Source organism: Staphylococcus sp. GDX8P114P-2 (genome assembly GCF_017892945.1).
Lineage (GTDB): Bacteria > Bacillota > Bacilli > Staphylococcales > Staphylococcaceae > Staphylococcus > Staphylococcus arlettae.
Window position 1 is genome coordinate 111,555 of the sequence record NZ_JAESMB010000005.1, and the last position, 19,661, is coordinate 131,215.

The 19,661-nt window shown below is 34.9% G+C and carries 9 protein-coding genes and 1 pseudogene; 3 read left to right on the forward strand and 7 right to left on the reverse strand.

What is annotated here, in order from left to right; translation table 11 throughout:
* Nucleotides 1-88 precede the first annotated feature (88 nt).
* From KA845_RS01950 to rpsF, 3 genes are all read right to left on the reverse strand, one after another.
* Complete coding sequence (locus KA845_RS01950; RefSeq protein ID WP_210127751.1) at nucleotides 89-10,633, reverse strand: non-ribosomal peptide synthetase; 10,545 nt, start codon at nucleotides 10,631-10,633, stop codon at nucleotides 89-91.
* Nucleotides 10,634-11,138: 505 nt separating this feature from the next.
* Nucleotides 11,139-11,660, reverse strand: coding sequence for a single-stranded DNA-binding protein (ssb, locus tag KA845_RS01955; protein ID WP_002509650.1), 522 nt, complete (start codon nucleotides 11,658-11,660; stop codon nucleotides 11,139-11,141).
* Between the two features lie 14 nt (nucleotides 11,661-11,674).
* Nucleotides 11,675-11,980: a 30S ribosomal protein S6 gene (gene rpsF, locus KA845_RS01960; protein ID WP_002509651.1), complete on the reverse strand. Its 306-nt coding sequence runs from the start codon at nucleotides 11,978-11,980 to the stop codon at nucleotides 11,675-11,677.
* Nucleotides 11,981-12,312: 332 nt separating this feature from the next.
* Here rpsF and KA845_RS01965 point away from each other — a divergent pair, with 332 nt between their 5' ends.
* Nucleotides 12,313-13,098: a GH25 family lysozyme gene (locus tag KA845_RS01965; protein ID WP_210127752.1), complete on the forward strand. Its 786-nt coding sequence runs from the start codon at nucleotides 12,313-12,315 to the stop codon at nucleotides 13,096-13,098.
* 119 nt (nucleotides 13,099-13,217) lie between these two features.
* On the opposite strand, the gene ychF is transcribed toward KA845_RS01965, so the two are convergent.
* Genes ychF through KA845_RS01980 form a run of 3 tightly spaced genes read right to left on the reverse strand, consistent with a single transcriptional unit; the run spans nucleotide 13,218 to nucleotide 15,436 of the window.
* Complete coding sequence (gene ychF, locus KA845_RS01970; protein WP_002509653.1) at nucleotides 13,218-14,315, reverse strand: redox-regulated ATPase YchF; 1,098 nt, start codon at nucleotides 14,313-14,315, stop codon at nucleotides 13,218-13,220.
* Entirely contained in the window at nucleotides 14,315-14,530 is a 216-nt protein-coding gene (locus tag KA845_RS01975; protein WP_002509654.1) for a DUF951 domain-containing protein, read from the reverse strand. The genes ychF and KA845_RS01975 overlap by 1 nt, the downstream gene beginning before the upstream one ends.
* Before the next feature lie 18 nt (nucleotides 14,531-14,548).
* Entirely contained in the window at nucleotides 14,549-15,436 is an 888-nt protein-coding gene (locus tag KA845_RS01980; protein ID WP_002509655.1) for a mechanosensitive ion channel family protein, read from the reverse strand.
* 255 nt (nucleotides 15,437-15,691) lie between these two features.
* Here KA845_RS01980 and KA845_RS01985 point away from each other — a divergent pair, with 255 nt between their 5' ends.
* Nucleotides 15,692-16,543, forward strand: a complete 852-nt coding sequence (locus KA845_RS01985) for a sialate O-acetylesterase (protein WP_103388622.1) — start codon at nucleotides 15,692-15,694, stop codon at nucleotides 16,541-16,543.
* Nucleotides 16,544-16,740: 197 nt separating this feature from the next.
* Here the strand turns inward: KA845_RS01985 and KA845_RS01990 are convergent.
* Nucleotides 16,741-18,102: pseudogene (locus tag KA845_RS01990) on the reverse strand (CitMHS family transporter).
* A gap of 683 nt (nucleotides 18,103-18,785) precedes the next feature.
* Here KA845_RS01990 and KA845_RS01995 point away from each other — a divergent pair.
* A complete protein-coding gene (locus tag KA845_RS01995) occupies nucleotides 18,786-19,607 on the forward strand; it encodes a hypothetical protein (protein WP_232158767.1) in 822 nt (273 codons plus the stop codon).
* Nucleotides 19,608-19,661 lie beyond the last annotated feature (54 nt).

Sequence of the window (19,661 nt, forward strand, 5' to 3'; positions counted from 1 at the left end):
CATAAATGATTACAACGACACGTAACCCAAATCTTCAGTGTAATCATCGCATGTTAAATGGTACGACTATTAAACACTTACCTAACTGTTAAAAATTATTTTTAGGATGGTTAATCATTTTCTCTAATGTCTCTGTACTAGTTGGTTTCCATTGGAAATCTAATCGTTCTAACACGAAGTTTGTTTTATAATCTAAGATTTCAAAATGTGATTTGTTAAACAATGTATTATCTAAAATACCAGTGTGTAATAAGAAGTCATTGATTTCATCACTCATTACACCTTGTTCGATACACTGCATCAAGTAATCCATAAAGTCATTCCACTGAATATCATCAATACGATGATTGTTGTCGTTATAGACGTCCATCAAAGTTTTCAATGATAATAATTGATTGTTATAAATATGGTGCGTTTCGTTACGTAGTTGATTATTTAAAATCAACTTGTTGCACGCTTGTGCTGCTTGATCAACAGGTGTGAAATCAACATCATCATGTGCTAAGTTAGGGAATTTTTGTAACTTTTTAAATGATTTGATAATACTATAAAAGGCATTATTTTCTTCATTTTTTTGGAAAATACCTGTTTCAGAATCACATTGTAAATTACCTAAACGGTAAATATTCGTTTCTACACCTTCGTCACGATATGCTACTAAGCGTTTTTCAGCTTCAATTTTCCCATCTAAATATACGTTATTCGGTTTTTGGCCTAAATCAATATCATCTTCCGAGAACGTCACTTGTTTTTTGTCTTCGATATGACCAGAAGCAATAGACATCGTTGACATATGATGGATTTCTTTTAGTTTTTGGTCTTTGGCAAAATCAACTATATTATTTATTGCATTAACATTCGTGTCATAAGACGAAGCTTCCGTGGCAAAGTGATTAACATTAGCTGCAGCATTAATAATAATATCGATGTTGTTTGCTAAATAATCATAAGTTTGCGTTGCAAAGCCTAGGCCATCCGCTTCAATATTACCTTCCACTAAATGAATACGACTAGTATCTGCTGAATTCAATTGAGCATTGAAGTAATACTGCCAATTATTGTTAAGTTTTGATTCACCACTTAACTCATTACTATTACGCACCATGACATAAATAGTAAAATCTGTGCGCGCAAGTAAATCTTTTAAGACGTGAATACCAAAGTACCCTGTAGCACCTGTTAACAATACTATTTTATCTCGTTTAACCGCAGTTTTATCAATAGCTTGATATTGCTGAGCACTTTTCTCTTTGTAGTCATTTACTTCTTTCATAAAGTCGCTGCTGAAACGATGTTCATGCTCTACTGTTACTTCTTTTAAAGCACTCAATTTAGCCATAATATTAGTATCTGCACGTTCGATTAATGCTTTACTAATACTTTCAACGGTCTGTAATTCGAAAATATCTTTAATAGAAATATTATATGATTTAGAGAGTAGCGACGTTAATTTAATAGCTTTAATTGAATCTCCGCCAATTTCAAAGAAACTGTCCTGAATGCTCACGCGTTCTCTGTCCAATACTGTTTCAAACGCTTCAGCGACTGTAGTTTCCATATCATTGCTTGGTTCAATATAAGTAGCACTTTCGACTTCAATTTCTGGTAATGCTTTCTTATTCAACTTACCATTTACTGTTACTGGTAACGCATCTAATTGCATCATATAAGCTGGCACCATATATTCTGGTAATTGCTGATTTAATGCTACTTTAATAGCTTCAAAATCTAATGTTTCTTCGGCAACGAGATACGCACATAGCGCTAAATCAGAACCAGCCATTGGTTTAGCAACAACTGCAACATTAGTAATTGCACTCATTTTACCTAAGACACTTTCAATTTCTCCCAGTTCAATACGATAGCCACGGATTTTCACTTGTTCATCCATACGACCTAAGTATTCCACCATTCCGTCGCCACGCCATTTTGCTAAGTCACCAGTACGGTAAAGTTTACCGTCGCCAAATGGATTATCAATGAATTTTTCAGCAGTTAATTCAGGGCGATTTAAATAGCCTCTTGTTACAGCGATACCGCTAATACATAGTTCTCCCGGAACACCGATACCCATCAACTTATTATCTTCATTTATCACATGTGCGTGTACGTTTGCAATTGGATTACCAATTGGTATCACTTCATGTGTCTTACCATGAGGGACAGGATAGTGTAACATCTCAATCGATGCTTCTGTTGGTCCATACAAGTCGACGAGTAATGTATTATTTCTTTTTCCAATTACAGTGTTAAATTCATTTGCAAGTACAGGTTTAAGCGCTTCACCTGTTGCTAACAATGTTTCTAATGATGCTAAGCTAGGTACATTGTCCGTCGATTTAATGTAATCGATAAAGCCACCTAACATTGAAGGCACAAAGTGAACCATTGTCACATGATGATCATGAATTAAGTTCATAATCTTCTCTGGATTCACTTCTTCACCACTCGGAAGTAGTACAGCTTGGCCACCAACCATTGCCCAACTGAAAATTTCCCACACTGATACGTCGAATGTAAATGGTGTTTTGAATAATATAATGTCACTTTCATCGAAATTATATTTATCAATCATCCAATTCAGGCGATTAAGGACACCTTCGTATGGTACAAGGACACCTTTAGGTTTGCCAGTTGTACCAGATGTATAAATTACATACATAAGGTTCGACACATCTGTGACATGCGGTAAATTATCTTTTGGTAATGCAGTTAAATCTGTAGTTAATAGGTCAATAACAGTATTATCATAAGCTAATTCACTATTAAGTGTATGGTCTGTTAATAAGACGTCTGGTTGACTATCTTCTAACATGAACTCAATACGCTCAACTGGATAATTTGGATCGACTGGCACATAAGCGCCACCTGCTTTTAAGATACCGAAAATACCAACCATCATCTCTAAACGGCGATATGTCATAAGACCTACAAGATCATCTGGCTGTACGCCTAATTCACGTAAACGATATGCAAGTTGATTCGCTCTTGAGTTTAACTCACTATACGTTAAACTTTCTCCTTCATACGTAATTGCCGTCTGTTGTGGTGTTTGTGCCACTTGTGCTTCAAATCGTTCTACAAACGTTTGCGAATTATTCAACGATTCAGCCGTATCATTAAAGACTTCAAAGATTTCAGTTTGTTCTGCTGCGGTAATAATTTCAATTTCTCCAATATTAAGTTGTGGATTTTGCGTAACATTTTTTAAGATTTCCATGTAATGTCCGAGCATACGTTGCACTGTTTCAGCATCAAACAACTCTTGACCGTATTCTAATAACACTTTATACGTGTCGCCTTCTTCGATAGTCATATTCAAATCAAATTTCGCATTGGTGTTTGTTGCTTCTTTAGTTTCAATGTTCCAATCTTCAATGTCTATGCTCTGTTTGTCATTATTTTGTAGTGTGAATAGTACGTCGAATAATGGATTACGTGTTAAGTCACGTTTTTCCACAATTTCATCTACCAACTCTTCAAGTGGATACTCTTGATTATCAAATGCTTGTAACGACGTTTCTTTGAGTTCGGCCAATAATTGATTAAATGTTTTTTGTCTTGTTGGATAGCCACGCATTGCTAACGTATTAACGAACATTCCTAACATACTTTCAGTATCTTTATGTGTCCGTCCTGAAATTGGACTACCGATGACGATATCTTCTTGACGACTATATTTGTGTAGTAACACCATAAATGATGATAATAAAATCATATAATCAGTACTACCTGTTTCTTGTGCTAAATGATGGATGTCTTGAGTGATTTTCGCTGGCACATCCACTGAGACTGTCCCACCAACAAAGCTTTGTTTATTTGGACGTGCACGATCGTAAGGCAAATCAAGTACTGGTGCTTCTTCTTCAAATTGAGCTAACCAGAAAGCACGTTGTGCGCTCATATCGCGATTGTGCATCCACTCACTATAATCTTTATATTGTACTGTCAATGGTGCTAATGCTTGGTTTTGATATAATGCAGAGAATTCTTTCATAATTAAATTAATAGAAAAACCATCTGAAATAATATGGTGCATATCAAAGAGTAAAATATAATGTTGCTCTGCTTGTTTCACAATTTTCACACGTAACAATGGTGCTTGCGCTAAATCAAATGGTTTTACAAAATCCTCTAATAAAGCATCATAATCGGGGTTAGCATTTTCTTCATAATCCACTGTGATTTCTGCTTGCTCATTAATAATTTGTACTGGTTCTCCATCGATTGCCTCGAAGTGTGTGCGTAATGATTCATGACGATCAATTAACGCTTGGAATGCCTCTTGTACAAGCTCTACATCAACGTTCCCATGAATTTCTAAAATGCTCGGCATATTGTATGCTGTTTGACCAGATACCATTTCATTTAACACATATAAACGTTTCTGTGGTGATGATGCATAGTAATGTGCTTTCTGTTCAGCCGGAGCAATCGCTTGAGTATGGGCGTTGTCACTACTATTAAGCACTACTTTTGCAAGTTGGGCTGCAGTAGGATTCTCAAAAATTGCTTTAAGTGGCAGTCTTACCCCTAGATGGCTTTCAATTTCATTGACTACACTTATTGCTTTTAATGAATGTCCGCCAATTTCAAAGAAATCATCATATACACTGACTTGTTCTAAATGTAAAACAGTTTCAAAAGCCTGAGTGATACTTGCTTCTTCTGGTGTTGTTGGTGCAACATAAGCCTTTGTTTCTACTTTAATATCTGGTAATGCTTTTTTATTTAATTTACCATTGGCTGTTACAGGCAATTGTTCAAGTTGCGTCATAAAAGTCGGTACCATATAACTTGGTATCTTTTGCCCAAGTGTTGCTTTAATCGTTTCTATATCAATCGCATCATCTGACACTAGATATGCACAAATTGATAATTCGTCACCAACTACTGCTTTGGCGATGACAGCTACATCCGAAATCCCGTCGATTTGACCTAAAGTACTTTCGATTTCACCAAGTTCAATACGATAACCACGGATTTTTACTTGTTCGTCAATACGTCCAAGATATTCAACATTACCTTCTGCACTCCACTTCGCTAAATCACCGGTACGGTACAATTTACCTTCACCAAATGGATTATCTATAAATTTTTCTTGCGTTAAATCAGGTCTATTTAAATAACCATCTGTGACACCTACACCACCGATACATAACTCGCCGGGAACACCGATCCCCATTAAGTTATTATCTTCATTCATAATATATGCTTGAATGTTAGCAATCGGCTTACCGATTGGAATAGTGTCATACGCTTGTCCAGCATGACATGGGTAATAAATAACCTCAATTGATGCTTCTGTCGGACCATATAAATCAAGTAACAAAGTATTATTTGGTGTACCAATAATCGTGTTAAATTGATTTACTTGTTCTGGTTTTAACGCTTCACCACTTGCGAGTACGTGATTAACTGAAGCGATAGCTTGTTGCTTATTCGTATTTTTAATGAAGTCGATAAAGACCCCAAGCATTGACGGTACAAAGTGTACCATTGTAATCAGATGATGTTCTAAGAGTGCGGTAATTTTTTCTGGATTACTTTCTTCACCTGAAGGTAGTAGTACAGCTTGACCACCAACCATTGCCCAACCAAAGATTTCCCATACCGACACATCAAACGTAAATGGTGTTTTAAATAACACAGTATCATGCGCACTGAAGTGATATTTATCTATCATCCAATTCAGGCGATTCATAACACCTTTGTATGGTACCATTACACCTTTCGGCTTACCTGTTGTGCCCGACGTATAAATGACATACATTAAGTCTGTCACATCAGTGGCATGTGGTAGATTTGTTTTAGCTTGGTTCTCATATACAGCTGAATCTGTTAAATTAATAACTTGTTGGTCATAATCAATCGAAGCGTCTAAATTATGATCTGTTAATAAGACGTCCGGTTGGCTATCTCCTAAAATATAATTCACACGATCACTAGGATAGTTAGGATCCACTGGCACGTAGGCACCACCAGCTTTTAAAATACCGTATATACCAATCATCATTTCTAAACGACGGTTTGTCATTAAACCAACTAAATGATTTGCTGCTACACCTTGTGCTCGTAACACACGCGCTAATTGATTCGCACGTTCGTTTAATTCACGATACGTTAAGCTTGCGTCTTCATACATAATTGCAGTTTGTTCAGGTGTTTTCGCCACTTGTGCTTCAAAGCGTTCGACAAATGTTTGTGTATTATTTAAGTTAACTTGTGTGTCGTTAAAATCATTAAAAATTGTCGTTTTTTCTGACTCTGTAACTATGTTAATGTCACTAATTTTTTGTTCAGGATTTGTCGTGATATTACCTAAAATTTCGAAGAAGTGCCCAAGCATACGTTGAATCGTTGCCTCTTCAAATAATTCACTCGCATATTCTAATGACACATCATAGTGTTCACCATCTTCTATAGTCATACTCAAATCAAACTTCGCATCTGTATGTGTAGCCGCCTTAGGTTCAATCGCCCAATTATTGATTTCTAATTTTTGTTGTTCATTATTTTGTAACGTAAATAAGACATCAAACAACGGATTTCGCGTTAAATCACGTTTTTCTACAATTTCATCTACTAAAGCTTCAAGTGGGTATTCTTGATTATCAAACGCTTTTATAGATGCATCTTTCGTTTCAGACAACAATTGGTTAAAGGATTTATTACGTTCAGGATAACCACGCATAGCTAATGTATTAACAAACATCCCTAACATATTTTCAGTATCTTTGTATGTACGTCCGGAAATTGGACTACCGATCACCACATCTTCTTGGCGACTATATTTGTGTAATAATACCATGAATGACGTTAGTAAAATCATATAATCTGTACTGCCTGTTGTTTGCGCTAACTGACTAATAGCACTACGTGTTTCATCAGGCATACGCACTGTAATAGAACGCCCATCAAAATTTTGTTTATTCGGTCTAGCATGGTCATAAGGTAAATCTAAAACGGGTGCTTCCTCTTTAAATTGTTCTAACCAATAAGTACGTTGACTCGTTAAATCACGTGTGTGCATCCATTCACTATAATCTTTGTATTGCACTTTTAATTCTTCTAATGCATAACCTTGATAAAGTGCTGAAAATTCTTTGATGATAATATTAATTGATAAACCATCAGAAATAATATGATGCATATCAAATAATAAAATAAAACGCTGTTCTGCACATTTAACGATTTTCACTCTCAGTAACGGTGCTTGTGCTAAATTAAATGGACGTACAAAAGCCGTTAACAAACTATCATAATCTTCAGTATGTGCTACTTCGTAATCTACGCTAATCGTCGCTTGTTCTTCAATGACTTGTACTGGTTCGCCGTCTATCGTCTCAAAATGTGTTCTTAACGCTTCGTGTCTATTAACCAGTGTTTGGAAAGCCTCTTGTACACGTGTGATATCAACATCCCCACGTATTTCTAACATACTTGGCATATTATAAGCCGTTGGACTATCCGTCATCTCATGTAACACATAAAGTCGTTTTTGTGGTGATGACGTCAGATAATAAGGTTTGTCTGTAGCTTGTGGAATGTCATGTCCTGCAGTCTCTTTGGCTTGCGCTTCAACGACTGTGGCTAATTGCGCTACACTTGGATGTTCAAAGATAGCTTTTAATGGTAATCGTATACCCATACGACTTTCTATATCATTAATTACACTAATTGCTCTTAAAGAATGTCCACCAATTTCAAAGAAACTATCTTGCACACTAACTTGCGGTGCATTCAACACTTGAGCAAAAGTTTTGGCTATTTCAGCCTCCATATCCGTCGATGGTGCAACATACGTTTTTGTTTCTATTTTAATGTCAGGCAATGCTTTTTTATTTAATTTACCGTTAGCTGTTACTGGTAATTGTTCTAATTGCATCATGTAGGACGGAATCATATATTCCGGTAACTTTTTCGCTAAAAGTGACTTAGTACTATTAAAATCAAGTGCCTCTTCAGACGCCAAATAAGCACAAATTGCCAACTCAGAACCTTGAACTGGCTTGGCCACTACTGCAACATCCGATACATTATCCATTTGTCGTAATAAACTTTCGATTTCCCCAAGCTCAATACGATAACCACGTATTTTTACTTGTTCATCGATACGTCCGATGTACTCTATATTGCCATCTTCGCTCCATTTAGCTAAATCGCCTGTTCGATATAATTTACCTTCACCATAAGGATTATCGATAAATTGTTCGGCTGTTAATTCAGGACGGTTTAAATAACCATCTGTGACTCCAACTCCACCTATACACAGCTCGCCTGCTACACCAATACCTAATAAATTATTATCTTCATTCAAAATTAAAGCTTGAATATTGGCAATAGGCTTACCGATAGGTATTGTGTCATAGATTTTATCGGCGTGACATGGGTAATAAATAACTTCTATAGATGTTTCAGTTGGTCCGTATAAATCGATAAGCAACGTCTCATTAGAACTACCAATACGCTCATTGAAACGATTAACGTGTTCAGTTTTCAACGCTTCACCACTCGCCAAAACATTATTCACTGAAGATATAGCTGCGACATTGTCAGACGCTTTAATAAAATCAATAAAGACACTTAACATTGATGGCACAAAGTGAACCATCGTAATATCATGTTGTTCAATAAGTTTTGTAATTTTTGCCGGATTACTTTCTTCACCTGAAGGTAATAATACTGCTTGACCTCCGACCATAGCCCAACCAAAAATTTCCCAAACGGATACATCAAATGTAAATGGTGTTTTAAACAACACTTTTTCTTGTTCACTTACGTTAAACTCATCAATCATCCAATTCAAGCGATTGATTACACCTTTATAAGGTACCATCACGCCTTTAGGTTTCCCAGTTGTACCAGATGTATAAATGACATACATTAAGTCTGAAACTTGAGTCACATGGGGTAAATTTTCTGTTGGTAGCGACGATAAAGTACTATCCGTTGTTAAATCAATCACATGTCCATTATAAGTAATTGCCTCATCGATGGATCGATCCGTTAACAACACCTTAGGTTGACTGTCCTCTAAAATATAATTAATACGCTCACTAGGATTATTCGGATCAATAGGTACATAAGCACCTCCAGCTTTTAAAATGCCATAAATACCAATCATCATTTCTAAACATCGATTGGTCATAATGCCTACAAAATCATTGGGTTTAATATTGGCATCACGTAATTTTACTGCCAACTGGTTCGCACGTTCATTTAACTCATTATATGATAAACTCGTACCTTCATAAGTGATGGCAGTTTTCGTTGGTGTTAGTGCAACCTGTCTTTCAAAGCGTTCTACAAATGTTTGACTATTATCTAACGCTCTCGCAGTATCATTAAAAGTGTGTAAAATTTGTTGTTTTTCTTCCGGTGTCACAATTTCAATATCACTAATTTTTTGTTCCGGATTATTTATCATACTATTCAAAACATTTTGAATAGTATCGTGCAATTGACATACTTCTCGATCATTCAAAGCATCAATTTGGTAATCATAATCAATATCCAAACCATTTTTACTACTTCTATTACTGATATTTAAACTTAACGGTGCGTTATTCGTCCCTGAATCTAACCATTCATCCGAAAAGCCATCTTCAATAAATTCCGTATTATATTGTGTATTTTGGAAAGACACGAAGCAATCCAACAAACCTTTTTTGTTACCGCTATCTTCGACAATATAATCATACGGATATTTTCTATGTTTAAGTAGATTAAACGTTTCTAGTTTTATTTTATTTAAATACTCTGTGATTGATAGATCTTTGTCGACTTCCACAATCATTGGTAATACTCTTGAATAGACTCCAGTAGAAATCTTTTCTTTTTTACTATCTCTATTATGTATGAGTAAACCAACGGAATTTGTCTGTGACAACGTTTGTTTATATTTTAAAATAAGCATCACTGAGGAATATAAATTACTAATACTTATTTGATTATTTTCACAAAAATCTTTAATTCGTTTTGTGTCTGCGTTTGATAAGCTAAAGCTTCGACGCTTACCTACTGCACTATCCAATGTTGTCTTTTCAAATAGGGTATTATTTTCAAAATTTTCAAGCTTTTCTAGCCAAAATTGTTTATCTTTATTAAAACGAGGAGATTGTTCATATTTTGTTTCAGTTGCGATTGTATCTAAATACGAGGCACGTGCATCTTCCTCTGTATTTTTGCCCGCTAACTTTCGTATCAAAAAATTCACAGCAAGTGTCATACTCCAACCATCACTTATTAAATGGTGTTGTAATAAAAATAGCCCATTATGACCTTCTGGAAATCTAAGTAAGACGCATTTAAATAACTGTTCATCTAACTCAAAGATATTTTTTCTCGCTGTTTCATTACGCCATTTATTGTAACCGACTTCGTCTTCGAAGAAATCTAAATACGGATAGTCCCGATATTCAAAATCTGTTAAATACTGTTTATATTCACCATCTTTTCGTGTCACTTGTAATCTAAAACTATCATGACTTTGGACCAATGCATTAAACGCGACATTGATTTCATCGTATTCCAGTCCATTACGCATGTGCATAATTCCTACAATATTATTTATACTTGTGTTTTCGTAGTACTGTTCAATCTGTAGTATTTCATTTTGTGCATAAGACAATAATTTTGTTTCTATCTATTTTAATAAGCCTCCTATCAATTGGATACATCTTCAATATTAATATTCTTTTAACATCTTTTCAAATCATTAATAAAACATAATACATTAAGATATAATAATAATTATCCTGTTTTGTGTTTTTTAAAACTTTTAATTTCTAAAATGTTTGTATATGAATGTTTTGTTAATTTTATTAAAATTGCATATAATTTGTGTTAAAACTTATTAAGTCCAGCCACGTTTTATAAGTGATATAATATGTAACTTTCTATCTGAATATTCATAATTTTAATGACGCGACATTGTTACTAAAACTCGTACAATAGTTCTTTTATTAAATGAAGAGCAATTTGAGCACAAAAAAAGCGTATATCTTCACACACTGAAGACATACGCTTTAAATTGCATTACTTTACACACAATTTACACACACGATAATGCAATTTTTCACACTTTAAAAATCTTTTAATTTATCGCTCTTGTAAATTCACACAAAATACAGAGCTTAGAACGGTAAGTCATCATCACTGATATCAATCGGTCCATTTGCATTCGCAAAAGGATTATCAGATTGACCTGAGTTTGATGAATTGTTGTTGTTATTATTTTGATAAGATGACGTGTTTTGACCTGCTTGTTGACCACCAAAACCTTGTCCATAATCTTGGAAATTATTACCAGAAGACTGATTGTGACGTTGGTTTTGATTTTTCGGTTCAAGGAATTGAACGCTGTCACAAACAACTTCAGTGACAAACACACGACGCCCTTCTTGGTTTTCATAGTTACGTGATTGTATGCGACCGTCAACGCCAGCTAAACTACCTTTTGATAAGTAATTATTCACATTTTCTGCTTGTTTTCTAAAAACTACACAGTTAATGAAATCTGCTTCGCGTTCCCCTTGCGCATTTGTAAACGTACGATTTACTGCTAAAGTAAAAGTCGCAACGCTCACGCCTGAGGGTGTTGTTCTATATTCTGGATCCTTTGTTAAACGACCTACTAAAACAACTCTGTTTATCATTTAAGCGCCCCCAATTATTTTCTTGTCTTATCTTCGTCTTCACGGATAACGATGTAACGAATAATATCGTCAGAGATTTTAGCCAAACGTTGGAATTCGTCTGTAGCTTCATTACCTTCTGTTTGAATACGAACTAAGTTGTAGTAACCTTCAGTGAAATCGTTGATTTCATAAGCTAAACGACGTTTACCTTGATCTTTTGCTTCTAGGACTTCTGATCCGTTTGAAGCTAAAATACCGTTGAAACGCTCAACTACTGCTTTCTTAGCATCTTCTTCAATATTTGGACGAACGATGTACATAATTTCATATGTTCTCATTTTATAATTGCACCTCCTTGTGGTCTATACGGCCTATCAATAAAAACAATAGGCAAGGAATAATTTTCATTACTCACAATCAAGAATTATAGCATAAGCTTTTACAATTTACAATAATACGAAAGGTGACAATCTACTTGAATTAATATATTCTTGCTGTTAATAACGATTATTTTATTTCTGAATTAATTAATTTTCTTTACACTTTAATCTTGTACGAAGTAAGGTTGCGAAAAAAATCTAATTATTTTAGCATGAGCTTTGTCAGAAATTTATGACACCATTAATTACATATTCAACAATTCACTATAGCAAACTAAAGGAGTACTTTTATGATTTCGTTTTTGAAAAAAAGCATCGTCGCAACAACAGTGCTAGCCAGTGCACCACTCGCTAGTGCGACAGTTTATGCGGCCGACGAAGATTCATCACATCGTGGCACAATGGGCGCTGGATATGAAAACTATCTCAAAGAACATCCAACGGCAACACAAAATAACAGTGTGACACGAGAAGCAGGCAGAGCAAAAAGCGACAATCGCGTTTTAGACATTTCTGAATGGCAAGGAGAGTTAACTGCCAATCAAGTTAAAGCATTGAAAGCAAACTATGACTTCATTATCATTCGTGCCCAATACGGTTCTGAAACTGAAGATGCTGCACTCGAACATAATTCAGCACTACTCGATAAATATAATTTAGATTTTGGCGTCTATTCATATAGTATGTATGAAAATCCAGACGATGCACGCTATGAAGCTCGAACACTTCACAACCGTGCACCCAAAGCTGAATTTTATGTCAATGATTTAGAAGAAAATAGTGTCACTTCTGGTGGCGTGGAGCAAAGTACTAAAGCTTGGTACGATGAAATGAAAAGCCTAGCAGGAAATCATAAAGTACTTTTCTATTCATACGAAAACTTTATCAATGAAAATGTTCCACAAGCACCTAATAATTATGATGGTGTTTGGTTGGCTAATTATAATGAGCAACAACCATCTACGAATCATGCCTTATGGCAATACACCGATGAACATTATTCTGAAGAATTAGATCAAAAAGTCGATGCCAATTATATCTCGTCTGGTGTCAGCAGCGAATGGTTCACGTCGTAAACACTCCAAAATAATACCACTACAACAACACCTCCCATTTCACTATTGCAACTTGGGAGGTGTTTTATGTACTTTGATATTAAAAAAGCTCCTGACATAATCAGGAACTTTTGAAAATTTTATACGTTGAATCTAAAGTGAACAACGTCACCGTCTTGCATGATGTAATCTTTACCTTCTAAACGTTGTTTACCCGCTTCTTTGGCACCATGCTCACCATTAAATTCTACATAGTCATCATAACTCGTTACTTCTGCACGGATGAACCCGCGTTCAAAATCTGTATGGATGATGCCCGCACATTGTGGTGCTGTCATTCCCGTCTTAAAGGTCCAGGCACGTACTTCTTCAACACCTGCTGTGAAATATGTTGCTAAGCCTAATAGATTATATGTTGTACGTATTAAAATATCTAAACCTGGTTCCTCGATACCTAAATCTTCAAGGAACATTGCTCTATCATCATCATCTAATGTAGCAATTTCTTCTTCGATTTTAGCACTGATTACAATAACTTCTGATCCTTCTTTACTTGCGTATTCACGGATAGCCTTAACTTTTTCATTATCTTCGTCACCAATTTCGTCTTCACCAACATTGGCGATATATAACATATCTTTTGACGTTAATAATTGTGCTTGGTTAATATATTTTTGGTCTTCTTCATTAAATTCTAAACTACGTACTGGACGACCTTCTTCTAATGCTTCTTTTACTGTAGTTAATATACGTACTTCATTAACTGCATTTTTGTCTTTTTGTCTTGCCATTTTCTCAAGTTTCGGCAAACGTTTTTCCACTGATTCTAAATCAGCTAAAATTAATTCCATATTAATAACTTCAATGTCATCAATAGGATCTACACGTCCAGAAACGTGCGTAACATTATCATCATCAAAAGCACGCACTACTTGGCATATTGCATCAACTTCGCGAATATGAGATAAGAATTTATTCCCTAATCCTTCACCTTTTGAAGCACCTTTCACGATACCTGCAATATCAGTGAATTCAAATGTAGTTGGTATAGTCTTTTTAGGTTGTACCATCTCTGTTAATACATTCAATCTATTATCCGGTACTTCTACAATACCTACGTTAGGGTCGATTGTTGCGAATGGGTAGTTAGCTGCCAATGCGCCAGCCTTTGTAATTGCATTAAATAGAGTAGATTTCCCTACGTTAGGTAAGCCTACGATACCTGCTGTTAAAGCCATTAGTCATTCTCCTTTTCATCAGTTACTTGATGAGACTCAAGTACTTTTTTTAATTTTTTATTGAACGTTTGTCTAGGAATCATAATACTGCGTTGACAATTTTCACATTTAATTCGGATGTCTGCGCCCATACGAATGATTTTAAAACGATTCGTACCACATGCATGTTGCTTTTTCATTTCTACTATATCATTCAGACCGTATTTAGCTGTCATTCTGTCACACCTCCGAAGTTATTGTGCTTGATTTGGGTTACTCGAGTCATATTGTACCATGGCTGGTTGCGGTGTTTTAATACCTTTTAATTTGAAAAATTGTTGAATTTCTTTACGTAAAATACGCGCACCTGAGAAGCCTTCACCAGGTATCGTTTCTGCTGAAATACGAATCAATACTTCATCTCTCGTAATGGAATCGACACCTACGAATTCTGGAGTAGTAATGAATAAGTAATATTTAGAACGCATTGAAGTAAATAATTCATTTAATAATGTTTCCACACGATCTATATCTTCATCAATTGCCACAGGCATCATCACAATCGCTGTACCATTTGATACTGAAAAGTTAGTAATCTCTCCCATACTACCGTTTGGTAAGATTGTTAATTCGCCACTTATCGTATTAATACGCGTTGAACGTAATCCAATTGCTTTTACAGTTCCTTCAGCTACAGTTGTTCCGGCACTATTAATTTTAACATAATCGCCAACATCAAATTGGTTTTCAAAAATAATAAAGAACCCAGTAATGATGTCTTTAACAATTGTTTGCGCACCAAAACCAACAGCTAAACCAACAACACCAGCACTGGCAATTATACCTTCTACGCTAATACCAAACTTACTAAGAATAGTAGTAATGACTATAAACCATACTACATATGAAGCAATATTTTGTACTAGTGAAATTAATGTCTGTGAGCGTTTTTTATTGGCATTTCTGCCTTTGTTTTGCACTTTAAAAAATTGTTCTATCACTTTATTAATAATACGTATCGCAAACCAAGCAACGACAATATATATTACTACCATAATAATGTTAGATATTAAGGTTTGATACGTCTCAACTTTGGTTAAAGGTTCAAACAAAGATGCTAATACGCTTTTAATTTGATTCAATGCTATGTCCTCCCTGACTTAATGTTACTGTCTATTGTACGTGTTTTCGTTCAGTTGCAACTCCAACTTGGGTTTTAAATTAACACTCCCCTGAGACTAAAATATCCAACGTGTGCTAAAACATACTCGCCTATTATAGCAAGAATCAACTATGCGATAAAGCATCGCACACAAAATCCTTTACATTCGTAAACATTGTATATTTAAATTACCATATACTATAGTTGTGTATACTAACCAAAGGAGTGAACGTCGATGAAATCAATCTTATTAGTCGGGCAGTCTAATATGGCAGGACGTGGATTTATTACAGATGTAGAACCTATCATTAATGAACACATTAAAGTATTAAAAAATGGTCGTTGGCAATTTATGGAAGAGCCTATTCATCAAGATAGAGCAGTTGCTGGTATCGGTCCTGCCGCTTCATTTGCACAGTTATGGGTTGACGAACATCCAAACGAAACATTAGGACTCATCCCTTGCGCAGATGGTGGCACCTCTATTGACGACTGGGCACCTGATCAAATATTGACGCGACACGCCATATCTGAAGCACAATTTGCAATGGAAACAAGTGAACTCATTGGCGTGTTATGGCATCAAGGCGAAAATGATAGTAATAATGATAAATACCAAAACTACCAAGAGAAATTGCAACAATTTATCGCACATATGCGTCATGCATTAGATCAACCTGACCTCCCCTTTATTGTCGGTGGTCTAGGAGATTATTTAGGACAATCTGGTTTCGGCCAAAGTGCAACACAATACCAAGAAATCAATCAAATTATACAATCAGTGAGCAACTCAGATCCATACTGCTATTTCGTAACTGGACAAGGATTACGCCCTAACCCAGATGGTATACACATTAACGCGCGTTCCCAAAGAATTTTTGGTATACGTTATTATCATGCATTTTCACAACTCAAAGATGTGTTGTCACCATTACCAAATGAAGCATCACTTTTATCCACTTTGTATAAAGAGACCTATAGTAAAAACGAGCAGATGTATCTTCAATTGGCGGCGATGGGTAAAAATGAAATCACTTTTGAGCATTTCTCTCAACAAATGGCTGCAATAAACAAAGATACACCATAAGATAAAAATCAACTCACAGAGAGCAACAAACAGCTTCAAGACACACACTTATAAAGTCTGTCTATTACTATGTATACATAAGAAGAAGTACAATTGTAACTTTAAAGTCGATACAATTAAAAGCTGGGACAAGTTCATACATGTCCCAGCTTTTTTATAAAATTATCAATAATAATATATTAAGACTATAATCTAAACTAAATCGTTACAATACCTAAGCAAATTGCGATAATTAACATTATAATTGAGAATCCCCACACCCAGAAAAAGGCGTATTTAATATATTTACCCATATTAATTTCAGCAAGACCAACTGCTAACCAAACTGCTGGTGCAAATGGACTCACAAACGTACCGATAACATTTCCAATCATCAGTGCAAAAGCTGTAGATTCTGTAGGCACATTAAACTGGCCTGCAGTAGACTCTACAATTGGTAATATTGCAAAATAATATGCATCTGTACTAGTTAATAAATCTAAAGGTACACCTAACATACCAACTATAATATGTAAGTATGGTCCGACAGCTGTTGGTAATATCGTAATTAACGATAATGCTATGGCTTTTAACATTCCCGTTTCATTTAAAATACCTAAAAACACACCTGCTGTTAAGATTACTGCTGCCATCATTAAGGCATTCGGTGCATGGGCACGTATACGTTCCATTTGATAGTCTACATTTCTAAAGTTAAGCGGTAGTGCAATCGCCACACCAATCATAAACGCCAACTCAGGTGGCACTATATCTAAGAGCATCATAGCGACAATAATTATAGTTAAAATTAAATTAAGCCATAAAATATATTTATGTTTAGCCGCTTCACCTATAATAGGAGAATTTTCGTTTTGTTGTTGCTCATAACCCTCAACAATACTTTGAATATCTACTTTTTCCCTATCCATATCACTATAAGTACGGGCAATTTTTCTTTTTTCTCGCATACCTAGGAACATTGCAAATAATACGACTAACACAATACCGATTAATTGTAATGGAATGACTTGATACCACAGGTCATTAATATTGTCGACGCCAATAACTGACGCTGTCCTAGCCATTGGGCCACCCCACGGAACCATATTAATGATTGCAGCACTTAGGGCTAACAACAATACTAATAAATACGGACTCATTTTTAGTGCACGATATAAAGGTAATAATGCGGGTATTGCTAATAAAAATGTTGTTGCTCCTGCACCATCTAACTGTGCACATGTTCCAATTAATGCGGTCACAACAGCCACAATAATAACATTCCCTCGCGTAAATTTAATCATTACTTTTACAAATGGTCTAAATAATCCGCTATCAGAAATAATACCAAAATAAATAATAGCGAAAATAAACATAATAGCAACATTAAAAACTTGGTCAATTCCGGAATCCACATATTTTCAAATATCCCCAAACCCATGACCAATTAATAATGCACCAACGATAGGAATAAGTATCATTCCTACTACTGGACTTATCTTTTTAATGATTAACAAAGTGACTATTGAAATAATAATCAATAAACCCACTATAGTTAACAACGTACTTGATTCTTCCATGTTACATCCCCCTATACGTAAGCGCTTTCTTACATTTATAAAATAAAACGCTTTAAATTATATTTGCATAATATATTTAGAGTTATAGATACAGAATGAACATAATTTTATCTATAATATATTGACTACAAAAACATGAAATTCAATTTATTATACTACTTGTGTTATAGTAGTTTAAAAATTTATAGAAGGAGTATATTATATGAAGCCCCCTATAACTTTCACTTTTATTGAGAGAATATTTTTATCTTTAGGGATCCTAAGCTTTCTTTTAAATTTAAGTATTTCATTCAACATCTTACAATTTCCACACTTTATAGCTATGCTTTGCTTAAGCGTCACTTTTATTTGCTTCGGTATAGTAGCATTCAACAAACATTCGATATTTATCGGTATTAGTTTTTTTATAATAGCACTATGTCTTGTAGCTTTTATTGTATTTACAACTTATTAGTAGGCAAAGTTGTAACAGCTAAAATAAGTGGTTTGGCTGAATTGGATTTCATTATTTCTGATGACGACCTCACTCAAAATATGGATAAAAATATAATAAAGTACGTTAATTTAATTTAAGTCAGCTTTTATTATTTTTATGTTAAGTATCCTTTTACTATTTATAACATAGAACAATTTGGGTATAGCTTACTATGGTAGTAATTTTTAACTAGAAGATGAGGGTGAAGATGATGCAGCGTAATAATAACTTTAACGAATATCCTAAAATTTTAAAGATTGAAGACGATGGAACTATTATTGCATTAGATAAACACGGTAAGGTTAATACTGATTTAAACACACATAGTGTTACGGACGAGCAACAGTACGATATCTTTGGAGAAGTATTATACAGCCCTTATAGTCGTATCCAAAAATACCAACAATCCTATGCGCATGATTCACATGATCCGAATCACTTAAAATCAGAAGCCCATTATAATCAACGCGATCGAGAACGAGAATTACAATTACTGGAAGAAAATAAAAAAACCAAACGTAAAAATACGTGGCTCGGTTTAAGTGCTATTATTTTGTTACTTATCGTAGGTGTTTTTGCCGTAACAGCATTTTTCAACTCACGTGATGACGGACAACAAAATCAAACAGAGCAAGCACAAACTGATAATCAAAACCAAAACGATGCTGGCCAAGGTGAAAATGTTAATTTCGAACATCAAAATAGTAAAATTGAAAGCCAAATCCAAACAATTAAAGATGATATAAGTAATGGAAATGATGAAACAGAATCTAAACTGCAATCATTACAAGATAAAGTAGATAGTCTTAAACAAGAAGCTGATTCATCCACGACAGAAAATTTAGCCGATAAATATCAAAGTGCTGTAAACAACTTAGAGCAAGCTAAAGATCAACAAGAAAATGGCAACAGTGATCAAATGCAAGAAGAGCTCGATAAAGTAAATAACAAGTTAGATGATATTAAAGATAAATTTTCATCTTTCTTTGATAATAACAAACAAGAAGACTTTGAAAATAAAGAAAGTTAATCCTCCTGCACCGTTTGCATTTGCAACGGTGCAGTTGCTGTAATTCATCTTAAA